Source organism: Kluyvera sp. CHPC 1.2972, assembly GCF_036759925.1.
Lineage (GTDB): Bacteria > Pseudomonadota > Gammaproteobacteria > Enterobacterales > Enterobacteriaceae > Kluyvera.
The window spans coordinates 37,637-54,716 of record NZ_JAPKIB010000020.1 but is presented as its reverse complement, the minus strand read 5'-3'; the positions used below and the strand labels follow the sequence as shown (position 1 = coordinate 54,716).

20 protein-coding genes are annotated in these 17,080 nt (G+C 55.4%); 13 read left to right on the top strand and 7 right to left on the bottom strand.

Features of this window, described 5'->3' with window-relative positions; translation table 11 throughout:
• Positions 1–15 precede the first annotated feature (15 nt).
• The gene (locus tag V6944_RS21105) at positions 16–564 is read left to right on the top strand and encodes a TetR/AcrR family transcriptional regulator (RefSeq protein ID WP_333500381.1); all 549 of its coding nucleotides are present in this window, start codon (positions 16–18) and stop codon (positions 562–564) included.
• 43 nt (positions 565–607) lie between these two features.
• Positions 608–1,000, top strand: a complete 393-nt coding sequence (locus V6944_RS21100) for a GFA family protein (protein ID WP_333500380.1) — start codon at positions 608–610, stop codon at positions 998–1,000.
• Here the strand turns inward: V6944_RS21100 and V6944_RS21095 are convergent.
• Together V6944_RS21095 and V6944_RS21090 are read right to left on the bottom strand one after the other, a co-directional pair.
• Positions 997–1,794 (bottom strand): SDR family NAD(P)-dependent oxidoreductase, encoded by a 798-nt coding sequence (locus tag V6944_RS21095; protein ID WP_333500393.1) that lies wholly within the window; start codon positions 1,792–1,794, stop codon positions 997–999. The two genes, V6944_RS21100 and V6944_RS21095, sit on opposite strands and share 4 nt — an antisense overlap.
• Before the next feature lie 300 nt (positions 1,795–2,094).
• Positions 2,095–3,783 (bottom strand): aspartate:alanine antiporter, encoded by a 1,689-nt coding sequence (locus tag V6944_RS21090; protein WP_220441038.1) that lies wholly within the window; start codon positions 3,781–3,783, stop codon positions 2,095–2,097.
• A gap of 386 nt (positions 3,784–4,169) precedes the next feature.
• Here V6944_RS21090 and V6944_RS21085 point away from each other — a divergent pair, with 386 nt between their 5' ends.
• Positions 4,170–4,556 carry an inner membrane protein YbjM gene (locus V6944_RS21085; RefSeq protein ID WP_333500379.1) on the top strand — a complete coding sequence of 129 codons (387 nt, stop codon included), beginning with the start codon at positions 4,170–4,172 and terminating at the stop codon, positions 4,554–4,556.
• Positions 4,557–4,577: 21 nt separating this feature from the next.
• Here the strand turns inward: V6944_RS21085 and V6944_RS21080 are convergent, their stop codons facing one another.
• Entirely contained in the window at positions 4,578–4,841 is a 264-nt protein-coding gene (locus tag V6944_RS21080) for a GrxA family glutaredoxin (protein WP_035894505.1), read from the bottom strand.
• 210 nt (positions 4,842–5,051) lie between these two features.
• Between V6944_RS21080 and V6944_RS21075 the strand changes: the two genes are divergently transcribed.
• The 10 genes from V6944_RS21075 (at position 5,052) to rlmC (ending at position 13,957) form a co-directional block, all read left to right on the top strand.
• Complete coding sequence (locus V6944_RS21075) at positions 5,052–5,330, top strand: YbjC family protein (protein WP_333495831.1); 279 nt, start codon at positions 5,052–5,054, stop codon at positions 5,328–5,330.
• Positions 5,314–6,036: an oxygen-insensitive NADPH nitroreductase gene (nfsA, locus tag V6944_RS21070; protein WP_333500378.1), complete on the top strand. Its 723-nt coding sequence runs from the start codon at positions 5,314–5,316 to the stop codon at positions 6,034–6,036. The genes V6944_RS21075 and nfsA overlap by 17 nt, the downstream gene beginning before the upstream one ends.
• A gap of 96 nt (positions 6,037–6,132) precedes the next feature.
• Complete coding sequence (gene rimK / locus V6944_RS21065; RefSeq protein WP_333500377.1) at positions 6,133–7,035, top strand: 30S ribosomal protein S6--L-glutamate ligase; 903 nt, start codon at positions 6,133–6,135, stop codon at positions 7,033–7,035.
• A gap of 128 nt (positions 7,036–7,163) precedes the next feature.
• Positions 7,164–7,643 (top strand): YbjN domain-containing protein, encoded by a 480-nt coding sequence (locus V6944_RS21060; RefSeq protein ID WP_333500376.1) that lies wholly within the window; start codon positions 7,164–7,166, stop codon positions 7,641–7,643.
• Between the two features lie 405 nt (positions 7,644–8,048).
• Positions 8,049–9,161 carry a spermidine/putrescine ABC transporter substrate-binding protein PotF gene (gene potF / locus V6944_RS21055; RefSeq protein WP_333500375.1) on the top strand — a complete coding sequence of 371 codons (1,113 nt, stop codon included), beginning with the start codon at positions 8,049–8,051 and terminating at the stop codon, positions 9,159–9,161.
• A 141-nt stretch (positions 9,162–9,302) separates the two neighbouring features.
• Positions 9,303–10,436: a putrescine ABC transporter ATP-binding subunit PotG gene (potG, locus tag V6944_RS21050; RefSeq protein WP_333500374.1), complete on the top strand. Its 1,134-nt coding sequence runs from the start codon at positions 9,303–9,305 to the stop codon at positions 10,434–10,436.
• A 9-nt stretch (positions 10,437–10,445) separates the two neighbouring features.
• On the top strand, positions 10,446–11,399 hold the full coding sequence (potH, locus tag V6944_RS21045; RefSeq protein ID WP_333500373.1) for a putrescine ABC transporter permease PotH: 954 nt from the start codon (positions 10,446–10,448) through the stop codon (positions 11,397–11,399).
• Entirely contained in the window at positions 11,396–12,241 is an 846-nt protein-coding gene (potI, locus tag V6944_RS21040) for a putrescine ABC transporter permease PotI (RefSeq protein WP_333500372.1), read from the top strand. The genes potH and potI overlap by 4 nt, the downstream gene beginning before the upstream one ends.
• Positions 12,242–12,301: 60 nt before the next feature.
• Positions 12,302–12,787 (top strand): YbjO family protein, encoded by a 486-nt coding sequence (locus V6944_RS21035; protein ID WP_333500371.1) that lies wholly within the window; start codon positions 12,302–12,304, stop codon positions 12,785–12,787.
• Between the two features lie 42 nt (positions 12,788–12,829).
• Positions 12,830–13,957 carry a 23S rRNA (uracil(747)-C(5))-methyltransferase RlmC gene (rlmC, locus tag V6944_RS21030; protein ID WP_333500370.1) on the top strand — a complete coding sequence of 376 codons (1,128 nt, stop codon included), beginning with the start codon at positions 12,830–12,832 and terminating at the stop codon, positions 13,955–13,957.
• Between the two features lie 78 nt (positions 13,958–14,035).
• On the opposite strand, the gene artJ is transcribed toward rlmC, so the two are convergent.
• The 4 genes from artJ to artI form a co-directional block, all read right to left on the bottom strand.
• On the bottom strand, positions 14,036–14,767 hold the full coding sequence (gene artJ, locus V6944_RS21025; RefSeq protein ID WP_123651343.1) for an arginine ABC transporter substrate-binding protein ArtJ: 732 nt from the start codon (positions 14,765–14,767) through the stop codon (positions 14,036–14,038).
• A gap of 175 nt (positions 14,768–14,942) precedes the next feature.
• Positions 14,943–15,611 (bottom strand): arginine ABC transporter permease ArtM, encoded by a 669-nt coding sequence (artM, locus tag V6944_RS21020; protein WP_333500369.1) that lies wholly within the window; start codon positions 15,609–15,611, stop codon positions 14,943–14,945.
• Positions 15,611–16,327, bottom strand: a complete 717-nt coding sequence (gene artQ / locus V6944_RS21015) for an arginine ABC transporter permease ArtQ (RefSeq protein ID WP_333500368.1) — start codon at positions 16,325–16,327, stop codon at positions 15,611–15,613. Before artQ ends, artM begins: the two co-directional genes overlap by 1 nt.
• A 6-nt stretch (positions 16,328–16,333) precedes the next feature.
• A complete protein-coding gene (artI, locus tag V6944_RS21010; protein ID WP_220441031.1) occupies positions 16,334–17,065 on the bottom strand; it encodes an arginine ABC transporter substrate-binding protein ArtI in 732 nt (243 codons plus the stop codon).
• Positions 17,066–17,080: the final 15 nt, after the last annotated feature.

Genomic DNA, 17,080 nt, shown 5'->3' with positions numbered 1-17,080 from the left:
AGAAAGAGGAGAATTATGGCCCGCCGACCGAATGACCCACTGCGCCGGGAGCGCATCCTGGATGCGACGCTTGAGACCATTGCCACACACGGGATTAGCGCGGTAACGCACCGTAAAATTGCCAGCTGTGCCGACGTGCCGCTCGGCTCGATGACCTATTATTTCGACGGCATTGAAGCCCTGCTGGGGGAAGCGTTCAGCGCCTTTACCGAGCGGATGTCGCAGGAGTACACCGCCTTTTTTGATGATGTAGGGACGCCGCGCGATGCCTGTGATGCGGTGGCGGAGCTTATCTTCAGCAGCCAGGTCACTACGCCGAAAAATATGACCCTGATGTACCAATTCTATGCACTAGCGAGCAGTTCACCTGCGATGAAAGCGGTCATGCAACGCTGGATGCAGCGCAGCCAGCAGACCCTGGAACAGTGGTTCGATCCGGTAACCGCCCGTGCGCTGGATGCCTTTATTGAAGGCATGACGCTGCATTTTGTGACCGACCGCCAGCCGCTTAACCGCGACGCTATCCGAAAAATGGTAGGGCGGCTCGCTGGGGAGAGCGCCTGAAAAGCGTGTACGCTTAGCGAGAACGCAAAACGGAGATCTCGCGATGACAACCCTGCTTTCCGGTGGCTGCCTGTGCGGCCATATTACCTTCACCGCCGCTAACCCTGGCGCTTCCCACAGCTGCTCCTGCGATCTCTGCCAGAAGCATACCGGTGCCCAGTCAGTTATCTGGCTGGAGTTTGATGCCGACGATGTGCAATGGACCGGGGAGGGCGGAAAGCCCGCGGTCTGGCGCTCTTCCGAGGCATCCAGCCGCGCCTTCTGCCCGCGCTGTGGCAGCTCGCTCGGGGCGATTGACGATGGCCCGGTTATTGCGCTGCTGAGCGGCGTATTTGACCAGAACCAGGATGCGCGATTTGCACCCGCCTACCACTCGTTTGAAGATATGAAGCCGCAGTGGTGGCGGGCGCGGTTTGCTGATGGACATGGGAACTAGCTAAGCGTTGCTCCGGCGGTCACGTTAACCACCGTGGCCGTTATAGCACCTGCGCTGCTGGAGGCGAGAAAGGTCATCACCCCGGCGATTTGCTCAAGCGTTGGCAGCCGTTTAAGCATCGTGCCCTGTGCAGCGCCTCCTAACCATTCATCGACCGTTAGCGACATCGCCTGCGCTTTTTCAGCAAACAGTTCACCGGTATAAGACCCTGCCTCGACCGCCCCCTCGATAGCATGCGACCGTACGCCTAGCACCCGAATATTACGCGGCCCCAGTTCACTTGCCAGCGCTCTGACCATTGCCTCCATTCCTGCACAGCCAACGATATGTCCCAGATGCCCCGGCATCGCCATGGTCGCTGCCGGGGCGACGACGTTCAGCATCACGCTATCGCGCTTGCCGCCCATATAGGGTGCCGTTGACTTGGCAATGATGAACTGCGCGGTGAGGAAAGGATCAATACCTTGCTTAAACTCTGCCAGCGACAGACGTTCCAGATGTTTGCCCTGCTGATGCATAAACCCGGTAGCGTTGACCACGATATCGATGCCCAGCGTTTGTTCCGCAAGCTGCGCCACGCGCCGCTGGGTTGCCTGCTCATCAAGCACATCAACGGTAAAGGTACTGACCGCGCCACCTTCTGAACGAATGCGCTCAGCGGTAGCATCGAGCTTCTGCTGGTTACGTGCTGCCAGATGCACCAGCGCCCCTTCCCGCGCCATGGCAAGCGCCACCGCGCCCCCAATGGCACCGCTGCCGCCGAAGATGACGGCGACTTTGCCTGCAAGCAAAATGAGTCACCTCGAATGTTGAGTGGGTGTCTTAGCAGTATGGGACAGGGGGGAGGGGATGCAAGCGAAGGGGCAAAGTGGTGATGGCTTCGAGGAGTGTAGCGGATTGATTTTTAAAGGGGATGTGAAATTCAGGCAACAAAAAACCCATCAACCTTGAACCAAAGATGGCGGGGTTGATGGGCTCCACAAAATGGGGACATCAAAGAAAAGCAGTGGCACTAATTAAGACTCGCACCCTGATAAAAAGTTCTGCGTTGCGCAAAAAATTTTTTTCTTTTCTTTGTTCCCCTCAGCGCAGGGCTAGCCGCCTAGCCCTGGCCAGATGATGATAATCAGCGTACCGGCAAGGGTTAGCAGTACGTTGGCGATAGCGTAGGTGCCCGCATAGCCCAGCGCAGGAATGTTGCTGCGTGCCGTATCGCTGATGATTTCCATCGCCGGAGCACAGGTGCGTGCACCCATGATGGCACCGAACAGCAGCGCGCGGTTCATGCGCAACACGTAGGCGCCGAACAGGAAGCAAATCACCACTGGGATCAGGCTGACCAACAGACCGGCCACCAGCATTTGGCCGCCGACCACGCCGAGGCTCTTACCGATGCCACCACCCGCGCTTAAGCCGACGCCCGCCATAAAGACCATCAGGCCAAACTCTTTCACCATGTTCAGCGCCCCCTGCGGGATATAGCCGAAGGTCGGATGGTTGGCACGCAGGAAGCCCAGCATGATACCGGCAAACAGCAGACCGGCGGCGTTACCGATACCGAAGTTAAAGTTGCTGAACTGGAAGGTGATCATGCCGATCATCAGGCCGACGATAAAGAAGGCGCAGAAGGCCAGCAGGTCGGTAACCTGGCTATGAATTGAGACGAAGCCGATGCGGTCAGCGACGGTTTTCACGCGGCGGGCATCGCCGCTCACCTGCAACACGTCGCCCTTGTTGAGCACAATGTTGTCGTCGATCGGCATTTCAATCTGGCTGCGGATTACGCGGTTAAGGAAGCAGCCGTGGTCGGTCAGCTTCAGCTGTGCCAGACGGCGGCCGACCACATTGTGGTTTTTAACCACGATCTCTTCGGTGACGATGCGCATGTCCAGCAGGTCGCGGTCGAACACCTCTTTGCCGTTACGGAAGCTAGGGTCCAGACGCGCGTGTGCATCCGGGTAACCTACCAGCGAAATTTCATCGCCCATCTGCAGCACGGCGTCGCCGTCAGGGTTGGCGAGAATGCCGTTACGGCGGATACGCTCGATGTAGCAGCCGGTCTGGCGGTAGATGCCAAGCTCGCGTAGATTTTTACCGTCGGCCCATGCCACCAGTTCCGGGCCTACGCGATAGGCGCGGATAACCGGCAGATAGACTTTACGGTTGGAATCGGTGTCCAGACCGCGCTCGCGGGCGATTTGCTGGGCGCTGGTCTGCAGATCCTGGTGCTGGAATTTAGGCAGGTAACGCGCCGCGACAATCAGGCTGACGAGACCAATCAGGTAGGTCAGCGCATAGCCGAGGCTCAGGTGATCCTGTGCCTGCGCGAGCAGGCTCGCCTCCATGCCGGAGTGGCGCAACGTATCGCCTGCGCCCACCAGTACCGGGGTGGAGGTCATTGAGCCGGCGAGCATCCCGGCCGTCAGGCCGATGTCCCAGCCAAATAGCTTGCCGAGGCCTAATGCAATTAGCAGAGCGCTCCCGACCATGACCAGGCCGAGCATCAGATAATTTTTGCCGTCGCGGAAGAAAATTGAAAAAAAGTTCGGCCCGGCTTCTACACCGACGCAGAAAATAAACAGCATAAAGCCCAGATTCAGCGCTTCGGTGTTAATACTGAAGTGTTGCTGTCCTAATAGGAGAGAAACCACTAAAACGCCAATGGAATTACCGAGTTGGATCGAGCCCAGACGTAATTTGCCAAGACAAAGCCCCAGCGCTAATACCACGAATAATAACAGGATGTAATTCCCGTTTAACAAATCTGCGACGTTTATATTCACGGAGTCTAACTTATCGTTTACCAGTAACGTGTTGAAAGGAATGGCTATTTGGTCTACTGTTGACCACGGGCTATGGTATGCATTTCGCTATCAGAAACCCGAAGAATAACCAGAAAATAGCGGTCAGTAGTTTAATCGTTCCTGATAGCTACGGCTAGCAACAATCGCTTTTAGTACACATAACATAAGATCAATCAGGCTGTATCACGACAGCAAGAGAGTGAATCATCGGGTATCGGTTTTTTCCATGCCCGGGAGAACGTTCCGAAAAGTCTGATAGATAAAATGTAGCGAAGTTTTGGCAGGGAAAGCCAACAACTTTATCTGACTGGGTGTCCGTGAGGGCGAAGTCTGGGGTTTGATAGAGATATTTTCAGGAGATGCGTGTGAAAACTGAACGCGGTTGGGCAGGGGTTATTTGCTGCTTCTTACTCTTTATTGTGGTCTTTTTTTCACTGATTCTGAACGTGAAGGGCGCGTTTCGCGCGAGCGGAAGTCCTGAGTTGGGGCTGCTGTTCTTTATTATCCCTGGCGTTGTCTCGAGTTTTATCTCATCGCGTCGTCGGGTGCTGCGTCCGCTGGTCGGCGCCATACTTGCGGCACCGCTCTGTCTTGTCCTGATGCGTCTCTTCTTCAGCAGCGATCGTTCGTTCTGGCAGGAACTGGCCTGGCTTTTCAGCGCCGTGTTCTGGTGTGCGCTCGGTGCCTTGTGCTACCTGTTTATCAGCTCGCTGCTGCACGAAAAGCGGCGAGAAAACAAACGCCCGCTTTAAGCGCGGGCGTTGATGGTGTTATCAGGCAAACAGGCCGAGATTCTCTTTCGCCCAGGCTTCAAAGTCTGTGCATCCACCAATGTGTTTCTGATCGACAAAAATCTGCGGCACGGTTTCTACCGGCTTGCCGACGGTTTTTTCCAGGTCGGCTTTTGTGATGCCTTCCGCATGGATATCTACGTAGCGGTAGTTGAAATCATCACGCTCCTGGGTCAGCTTTTCCGCCAGCTCTTTTGCACGTACACAGTAAGGGCAGCCTGGACGACCAAAAATTACGGTAAACATAGTGTTTCTCCTCAAACGAGCGGAATAATCAACGTGCCTGTCGGCGAATGGCGCTCATTATGCGGCGCGATGGTGGAAGGCGAAAGAAGGTTCTGCCTGTTACTCTGATTCATTCTGGCTATGTCTCGCTAATTATTTTTCATCCACATACCGTTATAATCGTCATCAATTAGCTATCAAAATGCGCTAAGGGTTCACAGGAGGAGAAGCATGCGTTCGCTCGGAGCACTACCGAAAAGCGTTTTAATTCTGGAGACGGTCGGCATGATTGTGCTGGCGGTGGCGTGGCTATCGCTCAATCAGTACATTACGCTGCCCGCGCCGTTTGCCAGCCAACTGGCAGCGGTAGTGATGATCTTTCTCGGCATTGCGCTGATGCTGCCCGCCGCGGGCGTCCTTTTTTGGGGTATTGCCCGCGCTGTCGCTCCACAGCTGATGAACCCTAACCTGCCGCGAGACAAGGAAAAAAAAGATGACTCCGACCATTGAGGTTCTGCTTAACCATCGCTCTATTCGCCATTTTACCGGCGAGCCGATAAGCGACGAACAGCGTAGTGCGATTATCGCCAGCGCCCAGGCCACTTCCAGCTCCAGCTTTTTACAGTGCAGCTCGATTATCCGTATCACCGATAGCGCTATGCGTGAACAACTGGTCAAGCTGACCGGCGGCCAGGAACACGTCGCACAGGCGGCGGAGTTCTGGGTATTTTGCGCCGACTTTAATCGCCATCTGCAGATTTGCCCTGAGGCGCAGCTGGGTCTGGCGGAACAGCTGCTGCTCGGCGTGGTGGACACCTCGCTGATGGCGCAAAACGCGCTGACCGCCGCTGAATCTCTGGGATTGGGCGGCGTCTATATCGGCGGACTGCGCAATAATATTGCGCAAGTGACGGAACTGCTGAAGCTGCCAAAGCACGTACTGCCGCTCTTTGGTCTGTGCCTTGGCTGGCCTGCCAGCCACCCGGATCTCAAGCCGCGTCTGCCGGCCGCACTGGTGGTGCATGAAAACCACTATCAGCCGATGAACCCTGAAGTGCTGGCGCAGTACGACGAAGATCTTGCCCAGTACTATTTATCGCGCAGCACCAATGCGCGTCGTGATACCTGGAGCGACCATATTCGCCGCACGCTCATCAAAGAGAGCCGCCCGTTTATTCTTGATTATCTGCATCAGCAGGGGTTTGCTACGCGCTGATTCATTAACGAATTTGTGCCGGGGCTCAAGCCTCCGTGGATGCGAAAAGCGTATGATACGCCGGTTTTTTTAGCGGCTTTTTTGGAGAGGTAAAGGGTGAAAATCGCCATATTGTCCCGGGATGGAACGCTCTTTTCGTGTAAGCGCCTGCGCGAAGCCGCCCAGCGTCGCGGCCATATTGTTGAAGTGCTCGACCCGCTGTCCTGCTATATGAACGTCGACCCGGCGGCCTCGTCGATACACTATAAAGGTCGACAGCTGCCACACTACGATGCGGTGATCCCACGTATTGGCTCGGCGATTACCTATTACGGCATGGCGACGCTGCGCCAGTTTGAGATGCTGGGCAGTTACCCACTCAACGAATCGGTGGCCATTACCCGCGCTCGCGACAAGCTGCGATCGCTGCAACTGCTGGCGCGCCAGGGTATCGACCTGCCGGTCACCGGCATTGCCCATTCGCCGGACGATACCAGCGATCTTATCGACATGGTGGGTGGTGCGCCGCTGGTGGTAAAACTGGTGGAAGGCACGCAGGGGATTGGCGTGGTGCTCGCTGAAACGCGGCAGGCGGCGGAAAGCGTAATTGACGCGTTTCGCGGGCTGAATGCGCATATCCTGGTGCAGGAATATATCGAAGAGGCCAAAGGCCGCGATATTCGCTGCCTGGTGGTCGGCAATGAAGTGGTGGCATCGATTGAACGCCGGGCAAAATCAGGCGATTTTCGTTCTAACCTGCACCGCGGCGGCGTGGCGACGGTGGCCGAGATCACCCCGGCTGAACGGGCGATCGCTATTAAGGCGGCACAAACGCTCGGTCTGGATGTGGCGGGCGTGGATATTCTGCGCGCCAGCCGTGGCCCGCTGGTGATGGAAGTGAATGCGTCGCCGGGGCTGGAAGGGGTGGAGACCACCACCGGCATCGATATTGCTGGAAAAATGATCGAGTGGATCGAGCGTCAGGCACACCCCGGATTTTGTCTGAAAATCGGTGGATAGTGCGCTTTCATGGTATGTGACGACTTTTTTGCGTAAGCTATGCGCTACTCTCGTACTTATACCGGGCTGCCGTCCGGTAATTTGTTTGTCTGGAATGTTTTACTTTACCGCATGAGGTCATAGGCAATATGGATTCTCTCGTCGTCCCGAGTCTGGATACGTTACGTCAGTGGCTCGACGAAATGGGCATGAGCTTTTTTGAGTGCGACACCTGTCAGGCGCTGCACCTGCCGCATATGCAAAATTTTGAAGGCGTCTTCGATGCCAAAATTGATCTCATCGATAACGTCGTGCTGTTCTCGGCGCTGGCTGAGGTCAAGCCATCCGCGCTGCTGGCGCTGGGTGCCGATCTCTCCGCTATTAACGCCAGTTCGCTGACGGTTAAGGCGTTTCTCGATATGCAGGATGATAATCTGCCAAAGCTGGTGGTTTGCCAGTCTTTATCCGTAGGCGTGGGGGTGACGTACGAACAGTTCGCCGCCTTCGCAACGCAGAGCGAAGAGCAGGTTTCGATGGTGATCCTCGAGGCAAACGCACATCAGTTGCTTTATAAGCCGGAAGACGAAGAACAGCCGCCGGAAGATATCCAGTACCATTTTCTTCACTAATCATCCCCGTGAATTAGCGCAGTCACTGCCATAGTGGCTGCGTATTACCTGCTTTTATTCTGCATTTAACCTATTTTTAAAGATTCATTCACTACCTGATTGCCCCTTTTGGCTTATCAGATAGAGTGATCTTGCATAAAAAATTGATAAAAGGCGTTTTTTACGCTGACCTATGGCCTCCAGTTCGGGCTACAGTTATCCTTGCGACATATCGATGCTCCCCTATTTATTGCTGGCAATATCTATTGTTGGCGAGGTTCTTGCATTGATAAAGCGAGCAATGACTGCAGGGGAGCCCGGTCTCTTCTCTTTCATGCAGTACGAAAAAATATGCATGATTTTTGCATACTCTAAATTGCGTATATTTGGCCCGTTTGTTAACGGGCGACGAGAAGGATAAGAGATATGGCCGCCTTAAATAAAAAATGGTTAACAGGTCTGGTGACGGGTGTGCTGATGGCCGCCTCGGCAAGCGTGCTCGCTGCGGAACAAAAAACGCTGCATATCTATAACTGGTCTGACTATATCGCGCCGGACACCGTAGCGAATTTTGAGAAAGAGACCGGAATTAAAGTCGTCTATGACGTGTTTGACTCTAACGAAGTGCTGGAAGGCAAACTGATGGCGGGCAGCACCGGTTTTGACCTGGTGGTGCCGTCGGCCAGCTTCCTCGAGCGCCAGCTCACCGCCGGCGTGTTCCAGCCGCTCGATAAGAGCAAGCTGCCAAACTGGAAAAACCTCGACCCGGATGTGCTGAAGCTGGTGGCTAAACACGACCCGGAAAACAAATACGCGATGCCTTATTTATGGGCGACCACTGGTATCGGCTACAACGTCGACAAGGTCAAAGCCGTGTTGGGCAAAGATGCGCCGTTGAACAGCTGGGATCTGGTGATGAAACCGGAAAACCTGGAAAAGCTGAAAAGCTGTGGTGTCTCCTTCCTTGATGCGCCAGAAGAGGTCTTTGCCACCGTGCTGAACTACCTGGGCAAAGACCCGAACAGCACCAAAGCGGATGACTACACCGGCCCGGCAACCGATCTATTGCTGAAACTGCGTCCTAACATCCGCTACTTCCACTCCTCTCAGTACATTAACGATCTGGCGAACGGCGATATCTGCGTGGCTATCGGCTGGGCGGGTGATGTGTGGCAGGCGGCAAACCGTGCCAAAGAAGCGAAAAACGGCGTAAATGTTTCTTACTTTATTCCGAAAGAGGGTGCACTGGCCTTCTTTGATGTCTTCGCCATGCCAGCCGATGCGAAGAATAAAGATGAAGCCTATCAGTTCCTTAACTACCTGATGCGTCCGGACGTGATTGCCCATATCAGCGACCACGTGTTCTACGCTAACGGTAACAAAGCCTCGACGCCGCTGGTTAGCCCGGAAATTCGCGATAACCCGGCGATTTACCCGCCGGCAGATGTGTTCGCCAAGCTGTTTACGCTGAAGGTCCAGGATCCAAAAATTGATCGCGTGAGAACCCGCGCATGGACCAAAGTAAAAAGCGGGAAATAATTCAATCATCTATAAGGTGATGAATATGCACCGGGGCAGTGCATCTGCCCCAATCTGGACATCGGCCATGCGGTCGGTGTCCAGAGGTTGATATGACGACCGGGCCATATCGATATTTGTATTTTGCCGGAGAGCACCAGATTGAACGACGCTATTCCCCGCCCGCAGGCGAAAACCCGCAAAGCGCTCACCCCGCTGCTGGAAATCCGTAACCTGACCAAATCTTTCGACGGCCAACATGCCGTAGACGACGTTAACCTCACTATTTACAAAGGCGAAATCTTTGCGCTGCTGGGACCCTCCGGCTGCGGAAAATCGACTCTGCTGCGTATGCTGGCAGGCTTTGAACAACCGACAGCTGGGCAAATTATGCTGGACGGCGTCGACCTGGCGCACGTCCCGCCTTATCTGCGGCCGATCAATATGATGTTCCAGTCCTACGCGCTGTTTCCGCACATGACCGTGGAGCAGAACATCGCCTTCGGGCTCAAGCAGGACAAGCTGCCGAAAGCGGAAATTACCGCTCGCGTTGCCGAGATGCTGGCGCTGGTGCACATGCAGGAGTTTGCCAAACGCAAACCGCACCAGCTTTCCGGTGGGCAGCGTCAGCGCGTGGCATTAGCACGAAGCCTGGCGAAGCGCCCAAAGCTGCTGTTGCTGGATGAACCGATGGGTGCGCTGGATAAAAAGCTGCGTGACCGCATGCAGCTGGAAGTGGTCGATATTCTGGAACGCGTTGGCGTCACCTGCGTCATGGTGACCCACGACCAGGAAGAGGCAATGACCATGGCCGGGCGCATTGCCATTATGAACCGTGGCAAGTTCGTGCAAATTGGCGAGCCGGAAGAGATTTACGAGCACCCGACTACCCGTTACAGCGCTGAGTTTATTGGCTCGGTTAACGTATTCGAGGGGCTGCTGAAGTCGCGTGAGGACGATGGCCTGGTGATTGATTCACCGGGGCTGGTGCACCCGCTGAAGGTCGATCCGGATGCCTCAGTCGTCGATAACGTCCCGGTGTACGTCGCGCTGCGCCCGGAAAAAATCATGCTTTGCGAAGAGCCACCTGCGGACGGCTATAACTTTGCCGTCGGTGAAGTGGTGCATATCGCCTATCTGGGCGATCTCTCCATTTACCACGTGCGGCTCAAAAGCGGGCAGATGATCAGCGCCCAGTTGCAGAACGCTCATCGCTACCAGAAAGGATTACCGACCTGGGGCGATGAGGTACGTCTGTGCTGGGATGCTGATAGCTGCGTGGTGTTGACGGTTTAAGGAGGGGCTATGAGTACGTTTGAACCACCAGCCCGTTCGCGCAAACCGGGCGGCTTCGTCCTGTGGCTAGCGCGCATCAATATGAAGCACGGGCGCAAGCTAGTCATTGCCATGCCGTACGTGTGGCTGATCCTGCTGTTTCTGCTGCCGTTCCTGATTGTTTTCAAAATCAGCCTGGCGGAGATGGCGCGCGCGATCCCGCCGTATACCGATCTCATGGAGTGGGCCGACGGTCAGCTCACCATTGCCCTGAACTTCGGCAACTTCCTGCAGCTCACCGACGATCCGCTCTACTTCGAGGCCTACCTGCAATCATTGCAGGTGGCGGGGATCTCGACTCTCTTCTGTCTGCTGCTCGGCTACCCATTGGCGTGGGCGGTGGCGCACAGCAAACCATCAACGCGCAATATTCTGCTGCTGTTGGTGATTCTGCCGTCGTGGACATCATTCTTAATCCGCGTTTATGCGTGGATGGGGATCCTGAAAAACAACGGCATTCTGAATAACTTCTTGATGTGGTTGGGCGTTATCGATCAGCCGCTGACGATTCTGCACACCAATCTGGCGGTCTATATTGGCATTGTCTACGCCTATCTACCGTTTATGGTGCTGCCTATCTACACCGCGCTGACCCGTATCGACTATTCGTTGGTGGAAGCCTCGCTGGACCTGGGCGCTCGCCCGCTGAAAACCTTCTTCAGCGTGATTGTGCCGCTCACCAAAGGTGGAATTATCGCCGGGTCGATGCTGGTGTTTATTCCAGCGGTCGGGGAGTTTGTGATCCCGGAACTGCTCGGCGGCCCGGACAGCATTATGATTGGTCGTGTGCTGTGGCAGGAGTTCTTTAACAACCGCGACTGGCCGGTGGCCTCGGCGGTGGCGATAGTGATGCTGTTGCTGCTGATCGTGCCGATCATGTGGTTCCATAAGTATCAGCAAAAACAGATGGGAGACCACGGATGAACAACCTGCCTGCCGTAAGATCGCCGTGGCGTATTCTGATCCTGGTGATTGGTTTTACCTTCCTCTATGCGCCAATGCTGATGCTGGTGGTCTACTCGTTTAACAGCTCGAAGCTGGTCACCGTCTGGGCGGGCTGGTCGACGCGCTGGTACGGTGAGCTGTTCCGCGATGATGCGATGATGAGCGCCGTAGGGCTGAGCCTGACGATTGCGGCCTGTGCGGCAACCATGGCGGCTATCCTCGGCACCATTGCTGCCGTGGTGATGGTGCGTTTTGGCCGTTTTCGCGGGTCCAACGGTTTTGCCTTTATGATAACGGCGCCGCTGGTTATGCCGGATGTTATTACCGGGCTGTCGCTGCTGCTGCTGTTCGTGGCGCTGGGTCACGCTATTGGCTGGCCTGCCGACCGAGGCATGCTGACCATCTGGCTGGCGCACGTCACCTTCTGTACGGCCTACGTGGCGGTGGTCATCTCATCGCGGTTGCGTGAACTTGATCGTTCGATTGAAGAGGCGGCGATGGATCTCGGTGCGACGCCGCTGAAGGTCTTTTTCATTATTACGCTGCCGATGATCATGCCCGCCGTGGTCTCCGGCTGGCTGCTTGCCTTCACACTGTCGCTCGACGATCTGGTGATTGCCAGCTTCGTCTCGGGCCCAGGTGCAACAACCCTGCCGATGCTGGTCTTCTCCAGCGTGCGTATGGGGGTGAATCCGGAGATTAACGCCCTGGCGACGCTTATTCTTGGTGTGGTCGGAATTGTCGGATTTATCGCCTGGTATCTGATGGCACGTGCAGAAAAACAACGGGTACGCGATATCCAACGTGCAAGACGCGGATAATCCTCTTAAAATCGATACGGATATGCAGTCGATGCCGCGAACGTTCGCGGCATCGTTTTCATGGAAGGCAATACATTGGATCTGTTTACTCGAAGCCGTTCGCATGCTCGTCTGAATGTCCCTGCTTTGGTGCAGGTGGCGGCGCTCGCCATTATTTTAATCCGCGGTCTCGACCTGATTATGATAATCAATTTGTTGGGGCTGCAAGGCATTGGTGAGTTTATTCACCGCAGCGTACAAACCTGGACGCTGACGTTGGTTTTTCTTAGTAGCCTGGCGCTGGTTTTTGTGGAAATAAGTTGCGCATTTTCGTTGGTAAAAGGGCGTAACTGGGCGCGCTGGGTCTACCTGTTGACGCAGGTGATCGCCGCCAGCTACCTATGGGCGGCATCGCTGGGCTATGGTTATCCGGAGCTGTTCAGCATCGCAGGCGAGTCGAAACGGGAGATCTTCCGCTCGCTGGTGATGCAAAAAATGCCGGATCTGCTGGTTTTATGCCTGCTTTTTCTGCCCGCAGCCTCCCGACGATTTTTCCGCTTACAATAACGGTGATACAATCCACGCCCCCGATTTTCTCAAGGTCTTTCTATGCAGTGCGCACTTTATGATGCCCAGCGTTGCCGTTCCTGTCAGTGGATTGAGCAGCCGATAGCCGAGCAGCTCGCGGCCAAAATGGCCGATCTCCAGACGCTGCTGGCGGATTTTTCCGTTAACGCCTGGTGCGCACCGGTATCCGGCCCGGAACAGGGTTTTCGTAATAAAGCCAAAATGGTGGTCAGCGGTAGCGTAGAGCGCCCGCTGCTCGGCATGCTACATCGCGATGGCACCCCAGAAGACTTAACCGACTGCCCGCTTTATCCCGGTTCGTTTGCCTCGGTCTTTGCCGCGCTGAAGCCGTTTATCGCTCGCGCCGGGCTCACGCCCTACAACGTGGCGCGTAAGCGCGGCGAGCTGAAGTATCTGCTGCTCACCGAAAGCCAGTTGGACGGCGGCATGATGCTGCGCTTCGTGCTGCGCTCAGAAACCAAGCTGGCCCAACTGCGGGCGGCGCTGCCGTCGCTACAGGCACAACTGCCGCAGTTGAAGGTAATTACCGCTAATATCCAGCCGGTGCATATGGCGATTATGGAAGGCGAGCAGGAAATCTTCTTTACCGAGCAGCAGGCGCTGGCGGAAAGCTTTAACGACGTGCCGCTGTGGATCCGTCCGCAGAGCTTCTTCCAGACCAACCCGACGGTGGCGAGTGCGCTGTACGCCACCGCCCGCGACTGGGTGAGAGCGCTGCCGGTTAACCACATGTGGGATCTGTTCTGCGGCGTTGGCGGTTTTGGTCTGCACTGCGCCACGCCGGAAATGACGTTGACCGGCATCGAAATTGCGCCAGAAGCTATCGCCTGTGCCAAACAGTCGGCGGCAGCGCTGGGCCTGGATAAGCTCCATTTCCAGGCGCTGGACTCGACCCAGTTTGCCACCACGCAGGCCGATATTCCTCAGCTGGTGCTGGTTAACCCGCCGCGTCGGGGTATTGGTAAAGCGTTGTGTGACTATTTAAGCGAGATGGCACCGGAATTTATTATCTATTCCAGCTGTAACGCGCAGACGATGGCCAAGGATTTTGCGCATCTGGCGGGGTATCGCGTGGAGAAGGTGCAGCTGTTTGATATGTTCCCGCACACGGCGCATTACGAGGTGCTGACGCTGTTGGTGCGGAGATAGTCCCGGCGGCGCTTCGCTTGGCCGGGCTACGGGTTTCTGGTAGCCCGGGCGAGCGTTAGCGACCCCGGGAACGGCTGATTACTCAGCAAACCACTTATCGTTAATCTTCTGATAGGTACCGTCAGCTTTAATCGCCTTCAGCGCACCGTTCAGTTTCTCCAGCAGCGCTTTGTTGTCTGGACGTACCGCAATCCCCAAACCAATGCCGAAGTACTGCGGGTCGGTGACTTTCTCAGTCGCTGCACCCAGCTGCGGGTTGGTTTTCAGCCATTCATTAACCACCGCGGTATCACCGAACACACCGTCGATACGGCCATTTTTCAGGTCGATAATCGCGTTCTGGTAGCTGTCATAGGCCACGGTTTTCACTTCCGGGTGCTTATCCATCAGGTATTTCTGGTGGGTAGTGCCGTTTTCCATCCCGATACGTTTGCCTTTCAGGTCGTCAAAGGTCTTGAACTCGCCTTTTTTGGCGATGACCAGCGCCGAGTTAGCATAATAGGCATCAGTGAAAGCAACCTGTTTACTCCGCTCTGGGGTGATGTCCATGCCGGAAATGACCGCGTCATATTTCTTAAATTTTAGCGCTGGGATCAGGCTATCGAACGCATGGTTGGTGAACGTACACTCAGCCTGCATCTGCTTACAGAGCGCGTTAGCCAGATCGATATCAAAGCCGACAATCTGGTTGCTGGCATCCATGGATTCAAACGGCGGGTAGGTGGCGGAAACGCCAAAGCTGATTTTATCTGCGGCCTGGGCGCCTGCGGCGACGGTGGCAAGTAAGGCGGCCAATACTAATTTTTTCATGGATGAGCTCCTGTCTGTCTCGCTTATTGGGTGCTGCCCTGCGTGTGGCATGGGGCTACAATGCCACTATGTGAATTTGTATGCAATATATTTGATTAAATATTTTATTAATTGCAAAAAAAAACGGATGGGCCAATGGCTTATCCGTTTTTCACAAACGCAGTTTATGCAGAAGCTAGTTGCGGCGTTCGAAGGCCAGCGCCTTGCGTTCGATTAAACGCATCATCAGCGTCAGCAGGCCGTTCACCACCAGATAAACCAGCCCAGCAGCGCCAAAGACCATCACGTCGTAGGTACGCCCATAGAGCAGCTGACCGTGGCCCATCACTTCCATCAACGTGATAGTGTAGGCGAGAGACGTACTCTTAAACACCAGCACTACTTCGTTGGAGTAGGACGAGAGCGCGCGTTTAAAGGCGTATGGCAGCAGAATCGCCAGCGTATCTTTCTTACTCATCCCCAGGGCATTACAGGACTGCCACTGGCCTTCCGGAATGGCGCGAATCGCCCCGAAGAACAGTTGTGTGGTGTAAGCGGCGCTGTTTAGCGACAGCGCAATCAGCGCGCACAGCCACGGCTCAGAGAGCAGGTGCCACAGCACCGGGTAGTTCTGCAGCGTCGGGAACTGGCCCGGGCCGTAGTAGATAAGGAAGATCTGCACCAGCAGCGGCGTACCGGTGAACAGCGTAATGTAGCCGCGCACCAGCCACACCAGCACCGGCGTTTTCAGCGTCAGGATGATGGTGAAAATCAGCGCCAGCACCAGCGCCACTACGATGGAGGCTACGGTCAGCGTCAGGCTGGTGTGCAGTCCTTTCATCAGTTCCGGTAAATACTCGAGCATCAGCCTGGTCTCCGTTCAAAGCGAGTGGTACGCAGGTCAATGCGTTTGAGGATGTACTGGCTGAGCAGGGTAATCACCAGGTAAATAGCCGCCGCCACGATATACCAGGTAAACGGCTCCTGGGTGCGGGTAGCGATACTCTTGGTTTGCAGCATCAGATCGTTCACGCTAATCAGCGACACCAGCGCGGTATCTTTCAGCAGCACCAGCCATTGGTTGCCAAGACCCGGCAGCGCGTGACGCCACATCTGCGGCATGACCAGTCGGAAGAAGATAGCGCTTTTCGACATCCCTAGCGCCTGGCCGGACTCCCACTGACCTGCCGGTACCGCTTTCAGCGCGCCGCGCAGGGTCTGCGAAGCATAGGCGGAGTAAAGCAGGGAGAGGGCAATCACGCCGCACAAGAACGGACTGACATCGAAGTTTTCGATCTGCATCTGTACTGGAATCTGTACGATGCCGAGGTTGATGTTAAAACCGTCAGACAGCGTCAGCAGCAGCTGTGAAGAGCCGAAGTAGATAAACAGCACCACCAGGATTTCCGGCAGGCCGCGCAGCACGGTAACCAGCGCGGAGCCGAGCCATGCGATAGGGCGCCATTTGACTGACTCCCATACCGCAAAGAACATCGCCAGCGCGAGGCCGATTATCAGTGCACAAACGGCAAGGCCGACGGTCATGCCGGCGGCGCTTGCTAAAGGAAACATTTCGTTCATCAAGTCTTACTTCTGGAACCATTTAGCGTAGATGGTTTGGTAGGTGCCGTCTTTCTTCACTTTTTCCAGCGCAGCGTTGAATTTCTGCTGCAGCTCGGTGTTGCCCTGACGGACAGCAATACCCAGGCCGGTGCCAAAGTAGTCTTTGTCGGTCACTTTATCGCCGACGGCCGCCAGCTTATCGTTGGCCTTCAGCCATTCGGTAACCACGGCGGTATCGCCGAAGACCGCGTCAATACGACCGTTCTGCAGATCCAGCTTAGCGTTCTGATAGCTGTCGTAAGGCACGGTCGTGATTTCCGGGTGTTTATCCATGATGAATTTCTGGTGCGTGGTACCGTTCTGCACGCCCACTTTTTTGCCTTTCAGCTGGTCAACACCGGTGAACTTGCCTTTTACGCCGATAAACAGGGCTGAGTTGTCGTAGTACGGGGTGGTGAACAGCACCTGTTTTTCACGTTCTGGGGTGATGTCCATACCGGCCATCACCGCGTCGATGCGGCGGAATTTCAGGCTTGGGATCAGGCTATCGAAAGACTGGTTGCTGAAGGTACAGGTCGCATCGATCTCTTTACACAGGGCGTTAGCCAGATCCACGTCGAAGCCGACGATCTTGTTGTTGGCGTCCATGGATTCAAATGGAGGATAAGATGCTTCGGTCGCGAAACGAATGGTTTGAGCGGCAGCAGCGGAGAGGCTGACGCTAGCAAGCAGCGCGGCAATCAGTACTTTTTTCATCGTCATTGTCCTGAA